The following is a 17,618-nucleotide window of genomic DNA, read 5'->3' on the forward strand; positions in this document are numbered from 1 at the left end:
GGCTATTCTTCTTTCATAATGTAACCCATCCCGGGGCGGGTGTGGATCAGCTTGGTGGGAAAGTCCTTATCGACTTTTTTGCGTAAATAATTGATATACACCTCTACCACATTGGTGCCGGGGTCAAAATTGAGGTGCCACACGTGCTCGGCCAGGTCCATCTTCGACACGACGCGCCCGCGGTGCAGCAGGAAGTATTCGAGCAGGGCAAACTCCTTCGCCGTGAGGTCGATCACATTACCGCCACGTTTCACCTGTTTGGTGCCAAGGTTCATTTCCAGGTCGGCAATGCGCAGGATTTTGTCCGAAATTTCGGGGTTTAATAATTCCGAAACCCGTAATGCGGCATTAATGCGTGCTAATAACTCCCTGAAATCGAACGGCTTGACAATGTAATCGTCGGCGCCGCTATTGAGCCCCTCTACCTTATCCTCGATCTCGCCGAATGCCGTGAGCATGATAATGGGCAGCGACGGCTTATAAATCCTGATCTGCTGGCAAACGTCGTAGCCCTTCATGCCCGGCAGGTTCACGTCCAGCAGCACGAGATCGAATTTCTTTTCCAACGCGATCTGCTTGCCCGTAATGCCGTCATAGGCAATTTCGGCCTCGAAATTCTCGGCGACCAACCCACGGAAAATGTTCTGGGCGATCCTGCGGTCGTCCTCTACGATCAGGATTTTTTTCATGTGTATGCTAAAAAGCGTCGGATCAAGTTACAAAAGTGCGGATACTTGCCAAAATCGGCCGACAGATAATCCACCCGGCAAAGTAAGTCAGGAAATGGCTTTCTGCACAATTTCCTTCACTTCGGGTTCTGCGGGCGTCTGGAACACGATGCCCTGTTCGAGCGAATGGATGATGGCCTTGTTGCTGTGCGCGAAGTAACATGTGTCGATGCCCATGTCCTGAATGTTTTTAAGCAAAAGCGTCGTAAGCGGCTTCGCGCGCCGGCGCGTCTGGCGCATGTACACGGCCCGGATGCTTTGCGGGAACGTCCGGCAGATTTCCTCGTAGATTTCGGGGTCCTTCTGCGAATCGTCGCCGAGTAATATAAACTGCAATTCGGGATAGAAATTGATGATATTGTGGATTTTCCGCAACTTATGCTCATGCGAACCGCTGCCCGTCATCACGAAATCGTCCAGCCCCGACTTGATTTTTTTGAGTTTCAAAACGGCCTTCGGCAGCCCGTTCAGCTCGGCGAAACGGACGATCATATCATACAAATTCCACTCGCTGCTCGATACGTAAAAGAAAATGTTGCTGTCCTTGTGCGGGTGCGTGCGGCTCGCGAACGATAGCAGCTGGTAATGCCTCACCACGTCGTCGAAAGGCTTGCGCGCCTGCACGTTTTTGGATAACAATACAAATAACTTCCTGAAAGAACGGCGGCTATGCGAGATGAGAAAAGTATCGTCGATGTCGGAAATGATCCCATACGAACTTTTGTAAGGCAGGAAAAATTCTTCCGAGCTTTCGGCGTGGTACTTTTTGCCGTTAAGCTCGTCGTCTAATGTTACCCGGTAGGTGTGCCATCCGCTGGGCATTTCTTCGTTGAGCGGAACCTGGAAACGGAAGTAACCGTCGGCTTCGGCGGTCGTTTCGAAGGTGTTTTCACCCACGTGCAGGGTAATTTTTAAAAAGGGAATGGTTTTAATGGAGAACAGCTCGATAATGGTCTTCGCGTACCGGAAACCCCGCCTGGTATATTTCCGGTCACCCGAGGGGTATTTTTTCACCACATGGCCAAACACGACAAGTTCTCTTTTGTTGGCGTAGCCACGGTATAGTTTTAAGTCACAACGTTTCATAACTATCTTTATCCTCTACGACTTCGAGTCCCTAATTTATTGAATATGTCTTCACAACCGAAAGTTTTGCTGGTCGTAAATCCCATTTCAGGGGACGTGAACAAGGATGTAATTTTTGAAAAGGTCATTGAAAAATCGGAGACGGAGGGCTGCGACCTGCGCATTTACTCCACCACCGGCGACGACGATCAGCAGACCATCCGGGAAATGGTTGAAAATATCAGGCCCGAGCGCGTGCTGGTGGCCGGCGGTGACGGAACCATTTCGATGGTCGCCCAGGCGATGCACGGTACCGACAGCATTTTATGCATTATCCCGGCCGGCTCGGCGAATGGCCTTTCCGTCGATTTCGGGCTTTCGGGTTCCATCGATCAGGCTTTGGAAGTGGCATTCGAAGGCGAAGTTTCGGCGATCGACGCGGTGTCTATCAATGGGGAGATCAGCCTGCACCTGGCGGATATCGGGCTGAATGCATTGCTGGTCAAAAACTACGAGGACAGCGATACGCGCGGCAAGCTCGGCTATGCCCGCGAAATGCTCCGTACGCTGAGCGAGCATGAAAATTTCGACGTAAAGATTACTGCCGGGGACGAAGTACTGGAAACCGAGGCATTGATCGTCATCATCGCCAATGCCAAAAAGTACGGTACGGGCGTGAGCATTAACCCGATCGGCGACATGTGCGACGGTTTTTTCGAACTGGTCATTGCCAAGAAGCTGGATTTCATCGAAACAGCCAAGATCCTCGCCGGCAGCACCGATTTCAATCCCGAAATCATGAAAGTAATCTCCGTGGAACATGCGAAGATCGAATGCGTGGAAAAATCCGCACATTTTCAGATTGACGGCGAATATAAGGGGCTGGTAACGGAGCTGGAAGCGGTGATATTGCCGGGCTACGTTCGCATTGCCATTCCGGTAGGGCTGCGGGATGAGGAGTAGGGGGGCGGTTGTTGACCGCCGACGGCCGACAGCGGTCGGTGGTCAAAATCCTCTGTCGTCAACAGTATCCAACGGAACTCCTGCGCTTTTCTCACCAAACTGCAATCTCTATGAAAATCGCATATACCATTCTTTTTGGCCTCCTGGGCCTGGCGTCGGTCGCGCAGGCGCAGCAGCCCGAACTTTGCCAGGGTGCTTATTTTACCGAAGAGCAGGGCCGGGTGTTCCTAACTAAACACGTCCCCGTTTCCAAAGTGGAATGGGAAGCCCGCGCGGCGCAAATCCGCCAGCAGATCCGCGACGGGATGGATTTGCAGACATTGCCCGAAAAGCCGATGTCCCAGCCGATCATCCATTCCAAAAAGGAAATGGATGGCTATTCCATCGAGAATGTGGCTTTCGAGAGTATGCCGGGTATTTATGTGACGGGAAATTTGTACAAGCCTCTGAAAAAACAGAAGTCCTATGCCGCTATCCTCGCACCGCACGGGCATGGCGAGAACCCGCACGGGCGGTTCCGGGAGCAGACGCAGAAGCGCTGCGCGACGCTCGCACGCATGGGCGCGATCGTATTTGTTTGGGATATGGTAGGGCAGGGTGATGCCAAACAATGCGAGCACAAAATGGCGAAAGCATTGAAGTTGCAGACGATCAACAGCATTCGTTCGCTCGACTTCCTGCTGACGATACCAGGCGTCGATCCGAACCGCGTCGCCTGTACGGGTGAATCGGGTGGCGGCACGCAGACATTCCTGCTCGCTGCATTGGATAACCGCGTAAAAGTGTCGGTGCCGGTGGTGATGGTATCGGCCTATTTCTTCGGCGGCTGCGTGTGCGAAAGCGGCCTGCCTATTCACAAAAAAGGCGATTACCAAACCAATAACGTGGAAATAGCCGCCCTGGCCGCTCCTCGCCCGATGATCATGATCTCCGACGGCGGCGACTGGACCAAGAACACGCCCGACGTGGAATACCCGTTCATGCAAAAGATTTATGCATTGTATAACAAGAAGGATAATCTCGAAGCGGTGCATCTGGCCAACGAAAAGCACGATTACGGCCCTTCAAAGCGGAAGGCAATGTATGCATTCATGGCGAAACACCTGAAACTGGACCTGAAAGCGGTGACCAGCAACGACGGGCAAATTGACGAGGAACCGGCCAAGGTGTTGGAACAAAAGGACCTGGCGGTTTTCGACAATGCGCACCCACGTCCCTCGAATGCGGTAATGGGCGACGACGCGGTGCTTAAACTTTTATAGTGCGCCCATGATATTCGTCATCGTACTGGCGGCCATTGCCTTTATCGTACTCAGTTCAACAGTTTTCAAAATGCACCCGCTTGTCGGCCTGCTGCTGGCGGCGCTATTTGTAGGTGTCTTTGCCGGCTTACCGATCGATAAGCTGGCGGAAACCATCGGAAAGGGTTTCGGTGAGCTGATGTCCAAAATCGGCCTGATGGTAATTCTCGGCTGCGTCATCGGCGCCATTCTCGACAAATCCGGCGCTGCGATCAAGGTGGCGGATGTCATTCTTAACCTGTTCGGCGAAAAGCGGCCCGCATTTGCCATGTCGGTGATCGGTGGCATTGTCGGCATCCCGGTTTTCTGCGATTCCGGGTTTATTATTTTGCATAAACTCAACCAGATCGTCGCGAAACGCACCGGTAAACCATTGGCTACTATCGCATTGTCGCTATCCGGCGGCCTTTTTGCCACGCATACGCTTGTGCCGCCCACGCCAGGACCACTATCTGCGGCCGGGAACCTCGGCATTCCCGACTCCATCGGGCTGGTAATCCTCATCGGCCTCGTTGTCTCGATTCCCAGCCTGTTCCTTTCGACCTGGTTTGCGGGCAAATATGCAAATAATGTGAAGCTCGTTGATGATGCTGCTGTGGAAGAGCCGGTGATGATCGATGAAAAGCTGCTGCCGCCTGCATGGAAGGCATTCATGCCCATTGTTTTGCCGATTCTGCTCATTACCCTCGCTTCATTTGCCAAAATCCTGCATTTTCCTGAGGAGCTCACGCGCTGGCTGAATTTCCTCGGCAGCCCGCTGGTATCATTCCTGCTCGCGATCTTTTTCAGTTATTCATTATTCCCGGAAAACGCTTCGCAGCGCATGATGGCTTGTTTCAAAAGCGGTATCGAGCATTGCGGCACCACGCTCGTGCTCGTAGGTGCGGGAGGGGCATTCGGCGCTATTTTAAAGGAAACCTCACTTAAAGAGATGGTCAGCGAATGGCTGCTGCACAATGAAATGTCGGGTGGCTACCTGCTCATTATCGCATTCCTGATCGCCATTTTCTTTAAAACAGCGCAGGGCTCGACGACGTCGGCGATGGTACTCACCACCAGCATCCTCGCCCCGCTGCTGGCATCCCTCGGTTTTGTAACGCCCGTTCAAATAACGCTGGTCGTCATGGCAGTAGGAAGCGGCGCAATGATCGTCTCACACACGAACGACGCCTGGTTCTGGGTCGTATCGCAATTCACCGGCATTTCGGCCAGGGATACCTACCGCACGCACACCATCCTGACGGGCTTGCAGGGCGTAGTGAGTTTCGCGGCGACAATGGTGTTGTATTGGATATTGGGGTAGGAGAAGTCAGGTTTACCGGACATTTTAAACGAAAAAAGGGTAGCCATCACGACTACCCTCTCTCTTATAAGCTTTTGCTTCTTACAATCCCAGCTGGGCCAAAACTTCTGAAACTTTTGCAGCTGCTTCTTTGAATTCGATTGCTGAATATACTTTCAAACCGGATTCGTTAATGATGCGCGCGCCTTCTTCTGCATTGGTTCCTTGCAGACGAACGATGATTGGCACCGGAATTTCGCCGATCGCTTTGTAAGCTTCCACGACACCGGCAGCAACACGGTCGCAACGAACGATACCGCCGAAGATGTTGATCAGGATCGCTTTTACGTTCGGGTCTTTGAGGATGATACGGAAACCCGCTTCTACCGTGCGTGCGTTCGCGCCACCGCCTACGTCGAGGAAGTTGGCAGGCTCACCGCCCGAAAGCTTGATCAAGTCCATGGTAGCCATCGCCAGACCGGCTCCGTTTACCATACAACCTACGTTTCCGTCCAGTTTCACGTAGTTCAGGTTGTTGGCGCCTGCTTCTACTTCCAAAGGATCTTCTTCGTTGGTGTCGCGCATTTCGGCCAGTTCCGGGTGACGGTACAATGCATTGTCGTCCAGGTCAACCTTGGCATCTACGGCGAGGATTTTGTTGTCGGATGTTTTCAAAACCGGGTTGATCTCGAACATCGACGAGTCGCTTTCCGCGTAGGCTCTGTATAGTGCAGAGATGAATTTCACCATTTCCTTGAACGCATCACCTTCCAGGCCCAGGGCAAATGCCACTTTACGTGCCTGGAACGGCTGCAATCCAACTTTCGGATCGATCCATTCTTTGATGATTTTTTCAGGAGTATGTTCTGCCACTTCTTCGATGTCCATACCGCCTTCGGTGCTGGCCATGATCACGTTGCAGTTTCTGCCGCGATCCAGCAGGATCGACAGGTAATATTCTTTCGGCTCGCTAGGGCCTGGGTAGTATACGTCTTCCGCAATCAGGACTTTGTTTACTCGCTTGCCTTCTGCACCGGTCTGGTGCGTTACCAATACTTTACCCAGGATATTATTGGAGATGGTCCTGACATCTTCAACGGATTTAGCCAATGCCACACCGCGCTGCTCGCTGCCGACGATACGGCCTTTTCCGCGGCCACCTGCGTGGATCTGGGATTTTACAACATACCATTTGGTGCCTGTCTGCTGGCTCAGCTCACGTGCAACCTCTACCGCCTTATCCGGAGTGTCGGCTACGAGGCCTTCCTGAATACGCACACCGTATTTTTTAAGAACGCTTTTGCCTTGATATTCGTGAATATTCATGAGTATAAAAGTAAATTGGTATTTTCACGGCAAATTAAGGAATTAATCAAAACGGGCGTGTTTTCGGCGCAATTATCTTTTCATTATGGAGCTACTTCGGGCGAGCGGGATCAGGCGTACTTACGGGTCATTGCAGGTTTTAAAAGGCATTGATCTCGAAGTAAAAAAGGGGGAAGTAGTAGCGATCGTCGGACCATCCGGCGCGGGGAAAAGTACCTTCCTGCACATCCTCGGAACCCTCGACCGGCCGGAACATGGCGAGGTATTTATCGAAGGTATCAATGTATTTACCCAGAAGGATAAGGAGCTCGCACGTTTCCGCAACGAAAAGATCGGCTTCATTTTTCAGTTCCATAACCTGCTAGCGGAATTCACGGCATTGGAAAACGTGTGTATGCCGGGATATATCAATGGGAATGTCAATGAAAAGGACATCCAGACCCGCGCGAAAGAGCTGCTGCAACTGCTGGGCCTTGGCTCCCGGATGGACCATTTGCCATCCCAGCTTTCCGGCGGCGAACAGCAACGTGTAGCCGTAGCCCGTGCCCTGGTGAACCGGCCGGCCATCGTATTAGCTGACGAACCGAGCGGCAATTTGGATTCGCATAACGCATTGGATTTGCATCAGTTGTTCTTCAAACTGCGGGACGAAACCGGGCAAACGTTCATTATTGTGACGCACAATGAAGAGCTGGCCGAAATGGCGGATCGCAGGCTGGTTATGCAGGACGGTTTAATGGTCCAGCATTTGGCATGATATTATTCCCGTCAACAGATAATTCAAAATAATTACCCAACAAAAAACCGGCTGCCAGTTTCCTGACAGCCGGTTTTTATATGTTCCGAAAAAACGGAGGCTGATTACATCATGCCGCCCATTCCGCCGCCGTGGCTGTGGCCACCGCCCGCAGGGGCTTCTTCCGGCTCGTCAGCGATCACGCATTCTGTTGTCAGCAACAGACCAGCGATAGATGCTGCGTTTTCAAGCGCCAGACGAGATACTTTCTTAGGATCGATAATACCTGCTTCAAGAAGATCTCCGTAGGTATTGTCTTTCGCGTTGTATCCGTAAGCACCGGTTCCTTCTTTTACTTTCTGAACCACAACCGACGGCTCCTGGCCAGAGTTGGAAACGATTGTTCTCAAAGGAGCTTCGAGCGCAACACGGATGATATTGATACCGGTGTTTTCGTCTTCGTTGTTGCCTTTCAAGTCGGCAAGAGCAGCAGTTGCGCGGATGAAAGCTACACCACCACCTGCAACGATACCTTCTTCTACCGCAGCGCGGGTTGCGTGAAGGGCGTCATCAACGCGGTCTTTTTTCTCTTTCATTTCAACCTCAGTCGCAGCACCGATGTACAGGATAGCTACGCCGCCTGACAGTTTCGCCAGACGCTCCTGCAATTTTTCGCGATCGTAGTCCGATGTAGTGTTTTCGATCTGCGCTTTGATCTGGTTAACACGGCTCTGGATGTCTTCCGATGCACCGCTTCCGTTCACCAATGTAGTGTTGTCTTTGTCGATAATCGCTTTTTCGCAAGTACCGAGGTATTCCAAAGTGGCGTTTTCGAGTTTGAAACCGCGCTCTTCGCTGATAACGGTACCGCCGGTAATGATAGCGATATCTTCCAGCATTGCTTTACGACGGTCACCGAAACCAGGAGCTTTTACAGCCGCTACTTTCAATGCACCGCGGATTTTGTTTACTACCAGTGTAGCAAGCGCCTCTCCGTCAACGTCTTCTGCCAGGATCAGCAATGGACGGCCGGTTTGTGCTACTGCTTCCAGCACAGGAAGAAGTTCTTTCATCGAAGAAACTTTCTTCTCAGAGATCAGGATGAACGGGCGTTCCAGTTCAGCTTCCATTTTCTCAGTGTTGGTCACGAAGTATGGAGACAGGTAACCACGGTCGAACTGCATACCTTCCACAGTTTTAACTTCTGTTTCAGTTCCGCGTGCTTCTTCTACGGTGATCACACCTTCTTTACCTACTTTGTCCATCGCTTCGGCGATCATGTTACCGATCTCCTCGTCATGGTTTGCAGAGATCGTTGCAACCTGAGCGATTTCTTTTGAAGTAGAGATATTTTTTTTCTGGCCTTCCAGGTCCTTGGTAATTACGGAAACCGCTTTGTCGATACCGCGTTTCAGGTCCATCGGGTTAGCGCCGGCCGCTACGTTTTTCACACCGATCGAGTAGATCGCCTGTGCGAGAACGGTTGCGGTAGTAGTACCATCACCCGCTGAATCAGCCGTTTTGGAAGCTACTTCTTTCACCAGCTGAGCTCCCATGTTTTCGATAGGATCTTTCAGGTCGATTTCTTTGGCAACAGTAACACCATCTTTGGTGATGCTTGGAGAACCGAATTTCTTGTCGATTACCACGTTGCGACCGCGAGGTCCCAATGTAACCTTAACGGCGTCAGCCAGGGTGTCCACGCCTTTCTTGATCTTATCGCGTGCTTCTGTGTCAAAAAATATTTTCTTAGACATAACTGTTTTTAATTTGAAAAACTTTAAGAGAAACTATTGAATCTGAGTGCGTTGGATTATCCGATGATCGCGTAGATATCCGACTCGCGCATAATCAGGACGTCTTTTCCTTCATATGCCAATTCAGTGCCTGAGTACTTTCCGTACAATACAGTATCGCCCACTTTTACTGTAAGAGGCTCGTCTTTTTTACCGGGGCCTACTGCCAATACGGTTCCACGTTGTGGCTTTTCCTTTGCAGTATCAGGGATAATGATACCAAATGCTGTTTTTTCTTCGGCTGGGGCAGGTTCGATCAGAACGCGGTCAGCTAGCGGTTGTACATTCACTTGTATTTCTGCTAAAGTTGACATAAATATTAAACGTTTATTTTTAATTGTCAGTAATGATTAGACTCCCATCGGGATAGCACAATCTGTGCCAGCGGCGTCGCTCTGACATTTTTTCCGGCTACTGTGACAAATTTGTACTCCGACATGTCGTTATAGCATTATAAAGTCATTTGCGTGTCAGGAATGCTGAAATTTTGTTTTCAGCGACGGAATTCACTAGATTTTATGGACACCAAATTGAAAACCCTATGTCAGAACTCGATAAAAACTGGCTTACCGAAGGAATTTTTGATTTTGAGTACAAAAAATATGTGCTGATGGCCTACTTCCAGCACGTCCGGGACCAGTTCACACGCAACCGCTTACATCCCTGCCTGCCAGAATTGAAGTCGCATCTCGACGCATGTGTCAGCATCCAGACCAATAAAAGCAGGATCAGGACAAGTTTACCCAAAAATCTGACAGGTATCGACGTCAAAAACTGGCAGTTACAGTACGAGGAAATGCACCAGGAGGATGCCTACATGTCGGACCTGAACTACCTGCTCGACTTCGCGATTCCCCGTTTTTCGCGATCCATCGAGGAGGGTACCGACCGTTTTTCGGAAGTGGAGGAGAATGTGAAGGTTTCGCCGGTGGGCATTGTGCCGCTGCACTTGCAGGAAGGTTATCTGCTGTTTTTGCACACGTTCCAGCCGATGGTAAGCATATTTTACTACCAACTGGCGCTGTATAATGCATTGAAGGAGCGCTATCTTAAAACGCATTTCATCGAAACGGTGCGCATCGGGTTGGGTAACACGGTGTCGCAGATCAAAGTGGACCTCACGAAGCGGAACCGCGAAATCCCCAATCCCGCAACTTACGTCGTGGAATCAAAGTACGAATATCCCCTGCATGAGACATTGCTGCCCGTGGCGGAGCGGCTGATGCTGCGGGAGATTAACGTGGCATAAAGTATTGCATTCTAAATGCCTGTAAAATGCAGATTAACGCATAAAAAAATCCTGCGATGTTCGTCGCAGGATTTTCTTTTTCGGCGGATGCCCGAATTATTTCTTCGCTGTATCGGCTGGTGTAGCAGCTGGTGTTGTTGTTCCAGCAGGTGCTGCGCCTTCGGTTGCAGCGGGTGCCGGGGCGATTTTGCCGCCTGGTACCACTGCGTTCTGAGCTCTGTCGACGTTTACGCTGTTGATGCCGGCGCCGGTATTGGCCCCGCCTACCATAATGTAAGATGCCAGTGAAATAACGATCACCGCGCATGCCAGGCCCCAAGTGATTTGTTCCAGCAAATCGGTTGTCTTTTTAACACCAAACATTTGGGTAGTTCCTGCGCCGCTAAACTCGCTTGAAAGCCCTCCACCTTTTGAATTTTGGACCAAAACGACCAAAATCAACAATACTGCAACAATGGCAACCAGAATAATTAAACCCAAATACATGTTTTAAACGAATTTTGAATGACTGAATGACTGAATTTTGAATGTGTGAATGTGTGAAGAAACTATACTTGACCAATGACCTCCTGACTTCTGAACTCCGTTACGGTCGCGCGTACAGTTCGCTCAATTTTTTCGCAAAGTAATTCCTTTTTTCCGGTTTTTTCAAAATCAATTTTTGATAAACGTCTATCGCCTTGTCGATTTTGCCCTGGCGGATGAGGATATTGGCAAATGCTTCGGTTTCAATACCGCCGTCCGGGCTGCCCCCGATCCGGCCGCTCAGGTCGAGACTGATCGGTTCGATGTTATTGTCCTGGCGAGCAATGCGCGGGTTCTTTTTCATAAAACCCTGGATAATCTGCTGCTGGCGACGCTGCTCTTCGCTGCGCTGCGATTCTGCGAACGCCTGCTGATCTACGGTACTGATTAATATGTCGTCGCTATCGAGCGGTTCGGGTGCTGGCTGCGGTTCGAGGATGTCGTCCACGTCAACGGTGGCGTCGTAGCGCTCGTTGTCGCTTTCTACGAGTTGCTGCAATGCCACGCGGCTGAGGGCGTATGCGGCTGCGCGCGGACGGGTTTCTTCCAGCTTTTCGGTACCGGCGAGGCTCGATGCCTTGGCCAGCATCGAATACGGGATCTGGCAGTAGGGAAATGCCTTAATGGTGGCCTCCAGCTGCGGGATCACATCTGCCGTGATCAGCGCCGGGTTTTTCACCAGCTGATCAAATGTTTCCTTATCGATGAGCGCCATATTACGGGTATTAATGAGAAAGTCGAGTGATTAAATGGAAAGTGCGGGCAGGACGGTTCCTACCAGTCGGCCGCCGATTTATTAAAAATCTGCTGTACGAGGTTCTCGCGGATCGTAGGCAGAAGCCGGGCTTCGTTCTGATTAAGCGTTTGATCCTGAGGGAAGTCGGCGTAGTAGGTGAACGACTGGTCGAAGTTTTTCGTCTCGTCTTTCGCATTGGTATAACGCACCTGCACGGTCACATTGAGGCGGTTCAAGCCGGCCTGGTCGTTTGCGGTAGGAGCTGCGGGCGTCACGTCATAGCCGGTAATGGAGCCTTCCAGGACCAGGTCGCCTCCGCCCGGCTGACTTACCAGGCTGGTGTTTCTTTGAAAATATTCTTTCAAATCTTCGGTAAGGCGTTGGGGCAGGTCGCTGGGGCCGCCGGCCGTACCCATTGTGAAGTTCAGCACGCTGAATGTCTTGATGTCTGGCGAGAGGTTGGTGCCTGTGAACGAATACACCCCGCAGCCCGACATAAAAACCGGGCAAACCAGCAGCACGAGCGCCCATACTTTCCAACCGGCCCGCCGGCCGGATGCAGGGACATGACTATTATTCTTCAATGTCGTATTGTTTAATCTTCCTGTATAACGTGCGCTCGGAAATGCCCAATGCATTGGCGGCGTATTTTCGCTTGTTGTTGTTTTTGCGGAGCGCCTTAATGATCATTTCCTTTTCCTTGTCTTCCAATGAAAGCGATTCTTCCTCGGCCGTCACGTGTGTTACGTCCTCAATCTCGTCGCGTTCGTCGGAATACCGGTCGAGGTCTACCGTGCGGGAAGGGGGCGGTGTGAGCAGACGGGACGGTTCGATGGTCGGTGTGGTGATGATCGGCTCCACATTATTAAGCGAACTGAACAGCTCCTGGTGGTCTTTCAATATATCGCCGCCGTATTTCTCGTTTTCAAGCACATTTCTGACCAGTTTTTTCAACTCCGTCATATCGCGCCGCATATCGAAAAGTACCTTATATAGTAGCTCCCGTTCCGAAAACGAGGTGCCATTATCGTCACCCGTGCGCAGCGGCACCAATGCCTTGCGGCTGGATGGCTGCACGGGGTTCAGGTAATGATTGAGCGTTTCGACGCTGATCGGCAGTTCTTTATCTGTTTCGAGAATGGTAATCTGCTCGGCGATATTTTTAAGCTGGCGGATGTTACCGGGGAATGCGTATTGAATCAAAAGATCGCGCGCTTCGCCGTCGAGCCTTACCGGCTTGGTGCGGTACCGTTCGGAGAAATCGTTGGTGAACTTTCTGAAAAGCAGCAGGATATCCTCGCCCCGGTCACGCAACGGTGGTACGTAAATGGGCACCGTATTCAACCGGTAGTACAAGTCCTCACGGAACTTACCATTATTCACCGCGTCGAGCAGGTTTACATTGGTGGCTGCAACAACACGGACATTTGTCTTTAAAACTTTGGACGAACCAACACGGATATATTCCCCGTTTTCCAGCACGCGCAGCAATCTCGCCTGCGTACCGAGCGGCATTTCGCCTACTTCATCGAGGAAAATGGTACCGCTGTTGGTCGTTTCGAAATATCCCTTGCGTGCATCCAATGCACCGGTAAATGCGCCTTTTTCATGCCCGAAAAGCTCCGAATCGATCGTTCCTTCCGGTATCGCGCCGCAGTTGATGGCGATGAACGGGCCGTGCTTGCGCGAGCTGAGGCTGTGAATGATCTTTGAAAATGATTCCTTACCGCTACCGCTTTCACCGGTGATCAAAACCGTCAGGTCGGTCGCTGCGACCTGCACGGCCACATTGATCGCGTGGTTCAGGCCCGACGAATTACCGATGATCCCGAAGCGGTTTTTTATTGCTTGTATTTCCGATGAATCCATAAAGTAGCTGAGGGCTTCCGGCTAACCGAAAGCCTTAGTTTATTAACAAAACGGGTTTAAAATGAACAGGCAATGGCCTATCCCAATATCGGCTCGGGCTGTACCACGTGCCCCAGCAGCGTCACGGTCGTGCATTCGGTAATGAGCACGTCGACGTACTGGCCTTTTTCAAAATTTTCGCGCGGGAACACCACCTTCTTATTTTGGTCGTTCCGGCCGCTGAGGTCTTCATCGGAACGTTTTGAAGTTCCTTCGATAAGCACTCTCTGCACCGTGCCGACCAGTTGCTGGTTGCGCGCAAGCGAAAGCTTCTGCTGTACTTCAATGATCTCCGCAAGCCTCCTTTTTTTCACTTCTTCCGGAATATCGTCCGCGAATTTTTTCGCCGCCAGCGTACCGGGGCGCTCCGAGTAGGCGAACATAAACCCGAAATCGAATTTCGCATATTCCATCAGCGAAAGCGTATCGCGGTGTTCTTCCTCCGTTTCCGTGCAGAAACCGGCGATCATATCCTGCGACACCCCGCATTCATCGCCCAGAATGCGACGGATCGCATCGATGCGCCCCATGTACCATTCCCGGGTGTAAGTCCGGTTCATCAGTTCCAGCACGCGGGTATTGCCGCTTTGTGCGGGGAGGTGAATGTATTTACAGATGTTGTCATACTTTTTCATCGTATACAACACCTCGTCGGTAATGTCTTTCGGGTGCGACGTACTGAAACGGATGCGTAGCTCGGGGCTTACCTTCGCCACCATTTCGAGCAGGTTTGCAAAGTTTACAACGGTCTCACCCGATGTTTCCGCACCCTCGCCTTTCCACTTGTAGCTGTCCACATTCTGGCCGAGCAGCGTCACTTCGCGGTAGCCGTCGCGGAAAAGGTCTTCCGCTTCTTTCAGGATCGAGTAAGGATCGCGGCTGCGCTCGCGTCCGCGTGTGAAAGGCACGACGCAGAAGCTGCACATATTGTCACAGCCGCGCATGATCGAAATGAATGCGGTTACGCCGTTGGAATTCAGTCTGATAGGGGAAATGTCGGCGTAGGTTTCTTCACGGGAAAGGAACACATTCACACCTTTCTGGCCGGTTTCCGCTTCTTCCACCAGGCGGGGAAGATCGCGGTAGGCATCGGGGCCCGTCACGATATCGACCATTTTTTCTTCTTCGAGAAACTTGGTTTTCAAGCGTTCCGCCATGCAGCCCAGCACGCCGATGAGCATGCCCGGTTTATTTTTTTTAATAAAATTTAACTGTTTCAAACGGTTCCTGACCTTCTGTTCGGCATTGTCGCGGATGGCACAGGTATTCAAAAATATCAGGTCGGCATCGTTCGCGTCGGATGTTGTCGCAAAACCCGCGTCGCGCATCACCGATGCCACGATTTCGCTGTCAGAAAAGTTCATCTGGCAGCCATAGCTTTCGATAAACAGTCTTTTCTTACCCGTAGCCGGCTCATTTTCCGAAACCCGCACGATTTCACAGGCTTCCTTGTCCGCCTCGGTCAGTATTTTTAATGAATTTGCAATTCGTTGCTCCATGAGAAGGAATTCTTAAACGCTCAAAGCGCAAAGATAGGAAAATTTGAATGAAAACTGACAAACTGTCATACAGCCCTAAGCGGCAAACGGGCTCAGAAAGGGTAGCCCACGCCGAGGTTGATATTCAATGAATTGGCTTCCGTACGCCTGAAAAGGTGTTTCAATTTCAATTCATCCAATACAAAACGCTGCAATGCCGGGTCGTACACCTTCACCCCGAAATCGAAGCGGAGAATGAAGAACGAAAGGTCGTAGCGAACCCCAAAACCAGTGCCGACAGCCAGGTCGCGCAGCAGCCTGTTCGCTTTGAAACGCTGGTCGTCCGGTGTCTCCTTGCCCAGCCGCCACACATTCCCGACGTCGACGAACAATGCATAATTAATATCCCCGAAGAACTTGGCCAGAAACCCGCGCCATTCCAGGTTACCTTCGAGCAACAGCTCGCCCGGCGCTTCAATGGACAGGTTGTTGTACGTTACCGGCACCGACGAGCCCGGCCCGAGCCGGCGCGGCAGCCACGCACGCAAGCTGTTCGAGCCGCCCGCGAAGAAGTATTTTTCGTATGGCGGTACTTTGGTACTGTCGCCGTAGCTGAAAACGGCACCTGCATTGACGCGCGCCACGAACGACGACCGCCGGCCGGTAGCCCAGTAGCGCCGGAAATCGGCATTCCAGCGGATGTATTTATAAAATTGCAGCGAATCGTTTCCGAACACATTCCGGATCGCTTCCTGCTGTCGCGGCAAAATATTCAGCGACGTCCCGCCCGATTCCAGCGCAACGCGGAAGTAGCGGGCGTTTTTCGGCGGACCGGCAATGGGATTGGTATTGTAGACAAAACTCAGGTTAATATCCGAAACGAACGACTGGTTGAAGCTGTAAATCAGGTTGTTGCCCTGTATCGCGAGGGAGTCCAGAAGTCTTTTGAAATCGTCCCGCTTGCGGGTGGTATTGAGAATGTTCAGGTCGACGAGGGAGACGTTGAAAAGCGTCGTGGTAGTGGGTTGCCAGGAATAGGTCGTATTGATTTTAATGTTCGTACGGGTGTATTCCGGCCGGTTTACATAGTTGTAACCCAGGTTAAGCTGCGTGCGCGGGTTCAGGTTTGCGGTCCGGCTCTTGAAAAGCCGCTGGGGCGTGAGCAGGCGCGGAAAGGTAAGCGACGTATTCACCGCTATTTCCTCGCTTTTGTAAATTTGCCGGTTACCGACAAAATTCGGCACGAGCTCGATACCGCCCCGCACGCTCGCTTCGAAGTTTTCCATGCCGTTGAACACGTTACGGATCTTGTAGGAAAGGTTCGCAAACGGGCCCGGCGTGCCTTGCAGCTGGATCACATTCAGACCAACGTCGGTGGAAATCTGGTACTTATCCAGCGGGATCGCCCTGAAATAGCTGTTAATTCCCCCACCGGTAGAGTCGAGGGTGTAGTTGTAATTGACAAAACGAAACTGGTCGGTGAGCGACAACTGCTGCTGGGTGTCGCGCTCTTTTTTCTGACTGTACCAGGTCTGCGGGCGCACCTGCATTTTGGTGTCCAGCACCTTCCGGGAGAATTTTTTATCCGAAAAAATGTACTTAATGCCCTGGAACGTGCTCGTGTCTTTCCTGAAAATGGAGTCAGGGACGCCGGCGGGCGGCAACACCTCGAAACTGACTGAATTAACCGTATATCGTTTGTTTGCATCCGCAGGCAAATCCACGCGGACTCTCACATCCACGGATTTGAAGAGGCTGTCGGTCGGCCGGTTAGTAATGGTGTCGTTGACGACGTAGCTTACATTCTGCCGCGAAAAGGTCATATAACCTTCGTTCCGAAGCAATGTTTCGATGCGGATACGCTCTTCTTCGAATGCATCGCCATCGTAGCGCTTCCGCGGCTGGAGGGCCGCATTCTTCACATCGGCTTTGATAAGGCTGTCGGCGAGGGCCGTACTCACCTGGTATTGCAGGTTGCGGATCATCGTCGCCCGGTTTTCGGTAACAAAATAGGTTACCCTGATCCTTTTAAAAATCGAGTCCGGCTTGAATGTCACTTTGGCGTCGAAAAAGCCGTTGTTATACAGGTACTTCTGCATTTTCTCGGCATTCTGCGTGGCATCTGCATGAACATAAAATACCGGTGCCTCTCCGAGTACGCGCATCCAGAAGTTGCCCTCCGTTGCCCTGGCTTGCGCTTTTTCGAGTTTTTTGGCGTAGCGGCGCTGGATTCTTTCGAGCTTTCGGGGCGAATTTGCGTGCTCCTGCGATTCTTTCTGGTAATTTTGCGTGACCTCGATCACCTTGCGCTGCTTTTCCTCGCGGTTGTAAAAAAGCTCGCCGAAACGGTAAAGGCCCAGGTAAGGAAAGACGGGAAGGCCCAGCAAACGACGATTGGGCCGCTGCGGGATCAGGTCCTCCAATTCCGAATCGCTCACGACGCGGTTGCCTTTAATGGAAGAGTTGCCGAGTAAATAGCCTTTGGAAGTGGGTTTGGGTGCGCAGGCAAATAGTCCCGTGAGCAT

Annotated in this window: 16 protein-coding genes; 5 read left to right on the forward strand and 11 right to left on the reverse strand. The window is 51.5% G+C overall.

What is annotated here, in order from left to right; genetic code table 11:
• Positions 1-2: 2 nt before the first annotated feature.
• Positions 3-689, reverse strand: a complete 687-nt coding sequence (locus tag H144_RS0102830; RefSeq protein ID WP_019940516.1) for a response regulator transcription factor — start codon at positions 687-689, stop codon at positions 3-5.
• Positions 690-776: 87 nt separating this feature from the next.
• A complete protein-coding gene (locus tag H144_RS0102835) occupies positions 777-1,814 on the reverse strand; it encodes an App1 family protein phosphatidate phosphatase (RefSeq protein WP_026350364.1) in 1,038 nt (345 codons plus the stop codon).
• Positions 1,815-1,859: 45 nt separating this feature from the next.
• Between H144_RS0102835 and H144_RS0102840 the strand changes: the two genes are divergently transcribed.
• From H144_RS0102840 to H144_RS0102850, 3 genes are all read left to right on the forward strand, one after another.
• On the forward strand, positions 1,860-2,756 hold the full coding sequence (locus H144_RS0102840; protein ID WP_019940518.1) for a diacylglycerol/lipid kinase family protein: 897 nt from the start codon (positions 1,860-1,862) through the stop codon (positions 2,754-2,756).
• A gap of 110 nt (positions 2,757-2,866) precedes the next feature.
• Entirely contained in the window at positions 2,867-4,018 is a 1,152-nt protein-coding gene (locus H144_RS0102845; protein WP_019940519.1) for an alpha/beta hydrolase family protein, read from the forward strand.
• Positions 4,019-4,025: 7 nt separating this feature from the next.
• Complete coding sequence (locus H144_RS0102850) at positions 4,026-5,360, forward strand: GntP family permease (protein ID WP_019940520.1); 1,335 nt, start codon at positions 4,026-4,028, stop codon at positions 5,358-5,360.
• An 81-nt stretch (positions 5,361-5,441) separates the two neighbouring features.
• Here the strand turns inward: H144_RS0102850 and sucC are convergent, their stop codons facing one another.
• Entirely contained in the window at positions 5,442-6,665 is a 1,224-nt protein-coding gene (gene sucC / locus H144_RS0102855; protein ID WP_019940521.1) for an ADP-forming succinate--CoA ligase subunit beta, read from the reverse strand.
• An 85-nt stretch (positions 6,666-6,750) separates the two neighbouring features.
• On the opposite strand from sucC, the gene H144_RS0102860 reads away from it, so the two are divergent.
• On the forward strand, positions 6,751-7,422 hold the full coding sequence (locus H144_RS0102860) for an ABC transporter ATP-binding protein (RefSeq protein ID WP_019940522.1): 672 nt from the start codon (positions 6,751-6,753) through the stop codon (positions 7,420-7,422).
• A gap of 104 nt (positions 7,423-7,526) precedes the next feature.
• Here H144_RS0102860 and groL read toward each other — a convergent pair whose 3' ends face one another.
• Positions 7,527-9,158: a chaperonin GroEL gene (groL, locus tag H144_RS0102865; RefSeq protein WP_019940523.1), complete on the reverse strand. Its 1,632-nt coding sequence runs from the start codon at positions 9,156-9,158 to the stop codon at positions 7,527-7,529.
• 56 nt (positions 9,159-9,214) lie between these two features.
• Entirely contained in the window at positions 9,215-9,511 is a 297-nt protein-coding gene (locus tag H144_RS0102870; RefSeq protein ID WP_019940524.1) for a co-chaperone GroES, read from the reverse strand.
• A gap of 227 nt (positions 9,512-9,738) precedes the next feature.
• On the opposite strand from H144_RS0102870, the gene H144_RS0102875 reads away from it, so the two are divergent.
• A complete protein-coding gene (locus H144_RS0102875; protein ID WP_019940525.1) occupies positions 9,739-10,446 on the forward strand; it encodes a hypothetical protein in 708 nt (235 codons plus the stop codon).
• Positions 10,447-10,542: 96 nt separating this feature from the next.
• Here H144_RS0102875 and secG read toward each other — a convergent pair whose 3' ends face one another.
• The 6 genes from secG to tamL all read right to left on the reverse strand — a co-directional run bounded on the left by secG (position 10,543) and on the right by tamL (position 17,618).
• Complete coding sequence (gene secG / locus H144_RS0102880; protein ID WP_019940526.1) at positions 10,543-10,932, reverse strand: preprotein translocase subunit SecG; 390 nt, start codon at positions 10,930-10,932, stop codon at positions 10,543-10,545.
• 100 nt (positions 10,933-11,032) lie between these two features.
• Positions 11,033-11,686: a DUF8458 domain-containing protein gene (locus H144_RS0102885; RefSeq protein WP_019940527.1), complete on the reverse strand. Its 654-nt coding sequence runs from the start codon at positions 11,684-11,686 to the stop codon at positions 11,033-11,035.
• A 59-nt stretch (positions 11,687-11,745) separates the two neighbouring features.
• Entirely contained in the window at positions 11,746-12,291 is a 546-nt protein-coding gene (locus tag H144_RS0102890) for an LptE family protein (protein ID WP_229207830.1), read from the reverse strand.
• Positions 12,281-13,576, reverse strand: a complete 1,296-nt coding sequence (locus H144_RS0102895) for a sigma-54 interaction domain-containing protein (protein WP_019940529.1) — start codon at positions 13,574-13,576, stop codon at positions 12,281-12,283. Before H144_RS0102895 ends, H144_RS0102890 begins: the two co-directional genes overlap by 11 nt.
• Positions 13,577-13,653: 77 nt before the next feature.
• A complete protein-coding gene (miaB, locus tag H144_RS0102900; RefSeq protein WP_019940530.1) occupies positions 13,654-15,114 on the reverse strand; it encodes a tRNA (N6-isopentenyl adenosine(37)-C2)-methylthiotransferase MiaB in 1,461 nt (486 codons plus the stop codon).
• A 92-nt stretch (positions 15,115-15,206) separates the two neighbouring features.
• A complete protein-coding gene (tamL, locus tag H144_RS0102905; RefSeq protein WP_229207831.1) occupies positions 15,207-17,618 on the reverse strand; it encodes a translocation and assembly module lipoprotein TamL in 2,412 nt (803 codons plus the stop codon).

Source organism: Dyadobacter beijingensis DSM 21582 (genome assembly GCF_000382205.1).
In the GTDB taxonomy this organism is placed as follows: domain Bacteria; phylum Bacteroidota; class Bacteroidia; order Cytophagales; family Spirosomataceae; genus Dyadobacter; species Dyadobacter beijingensis.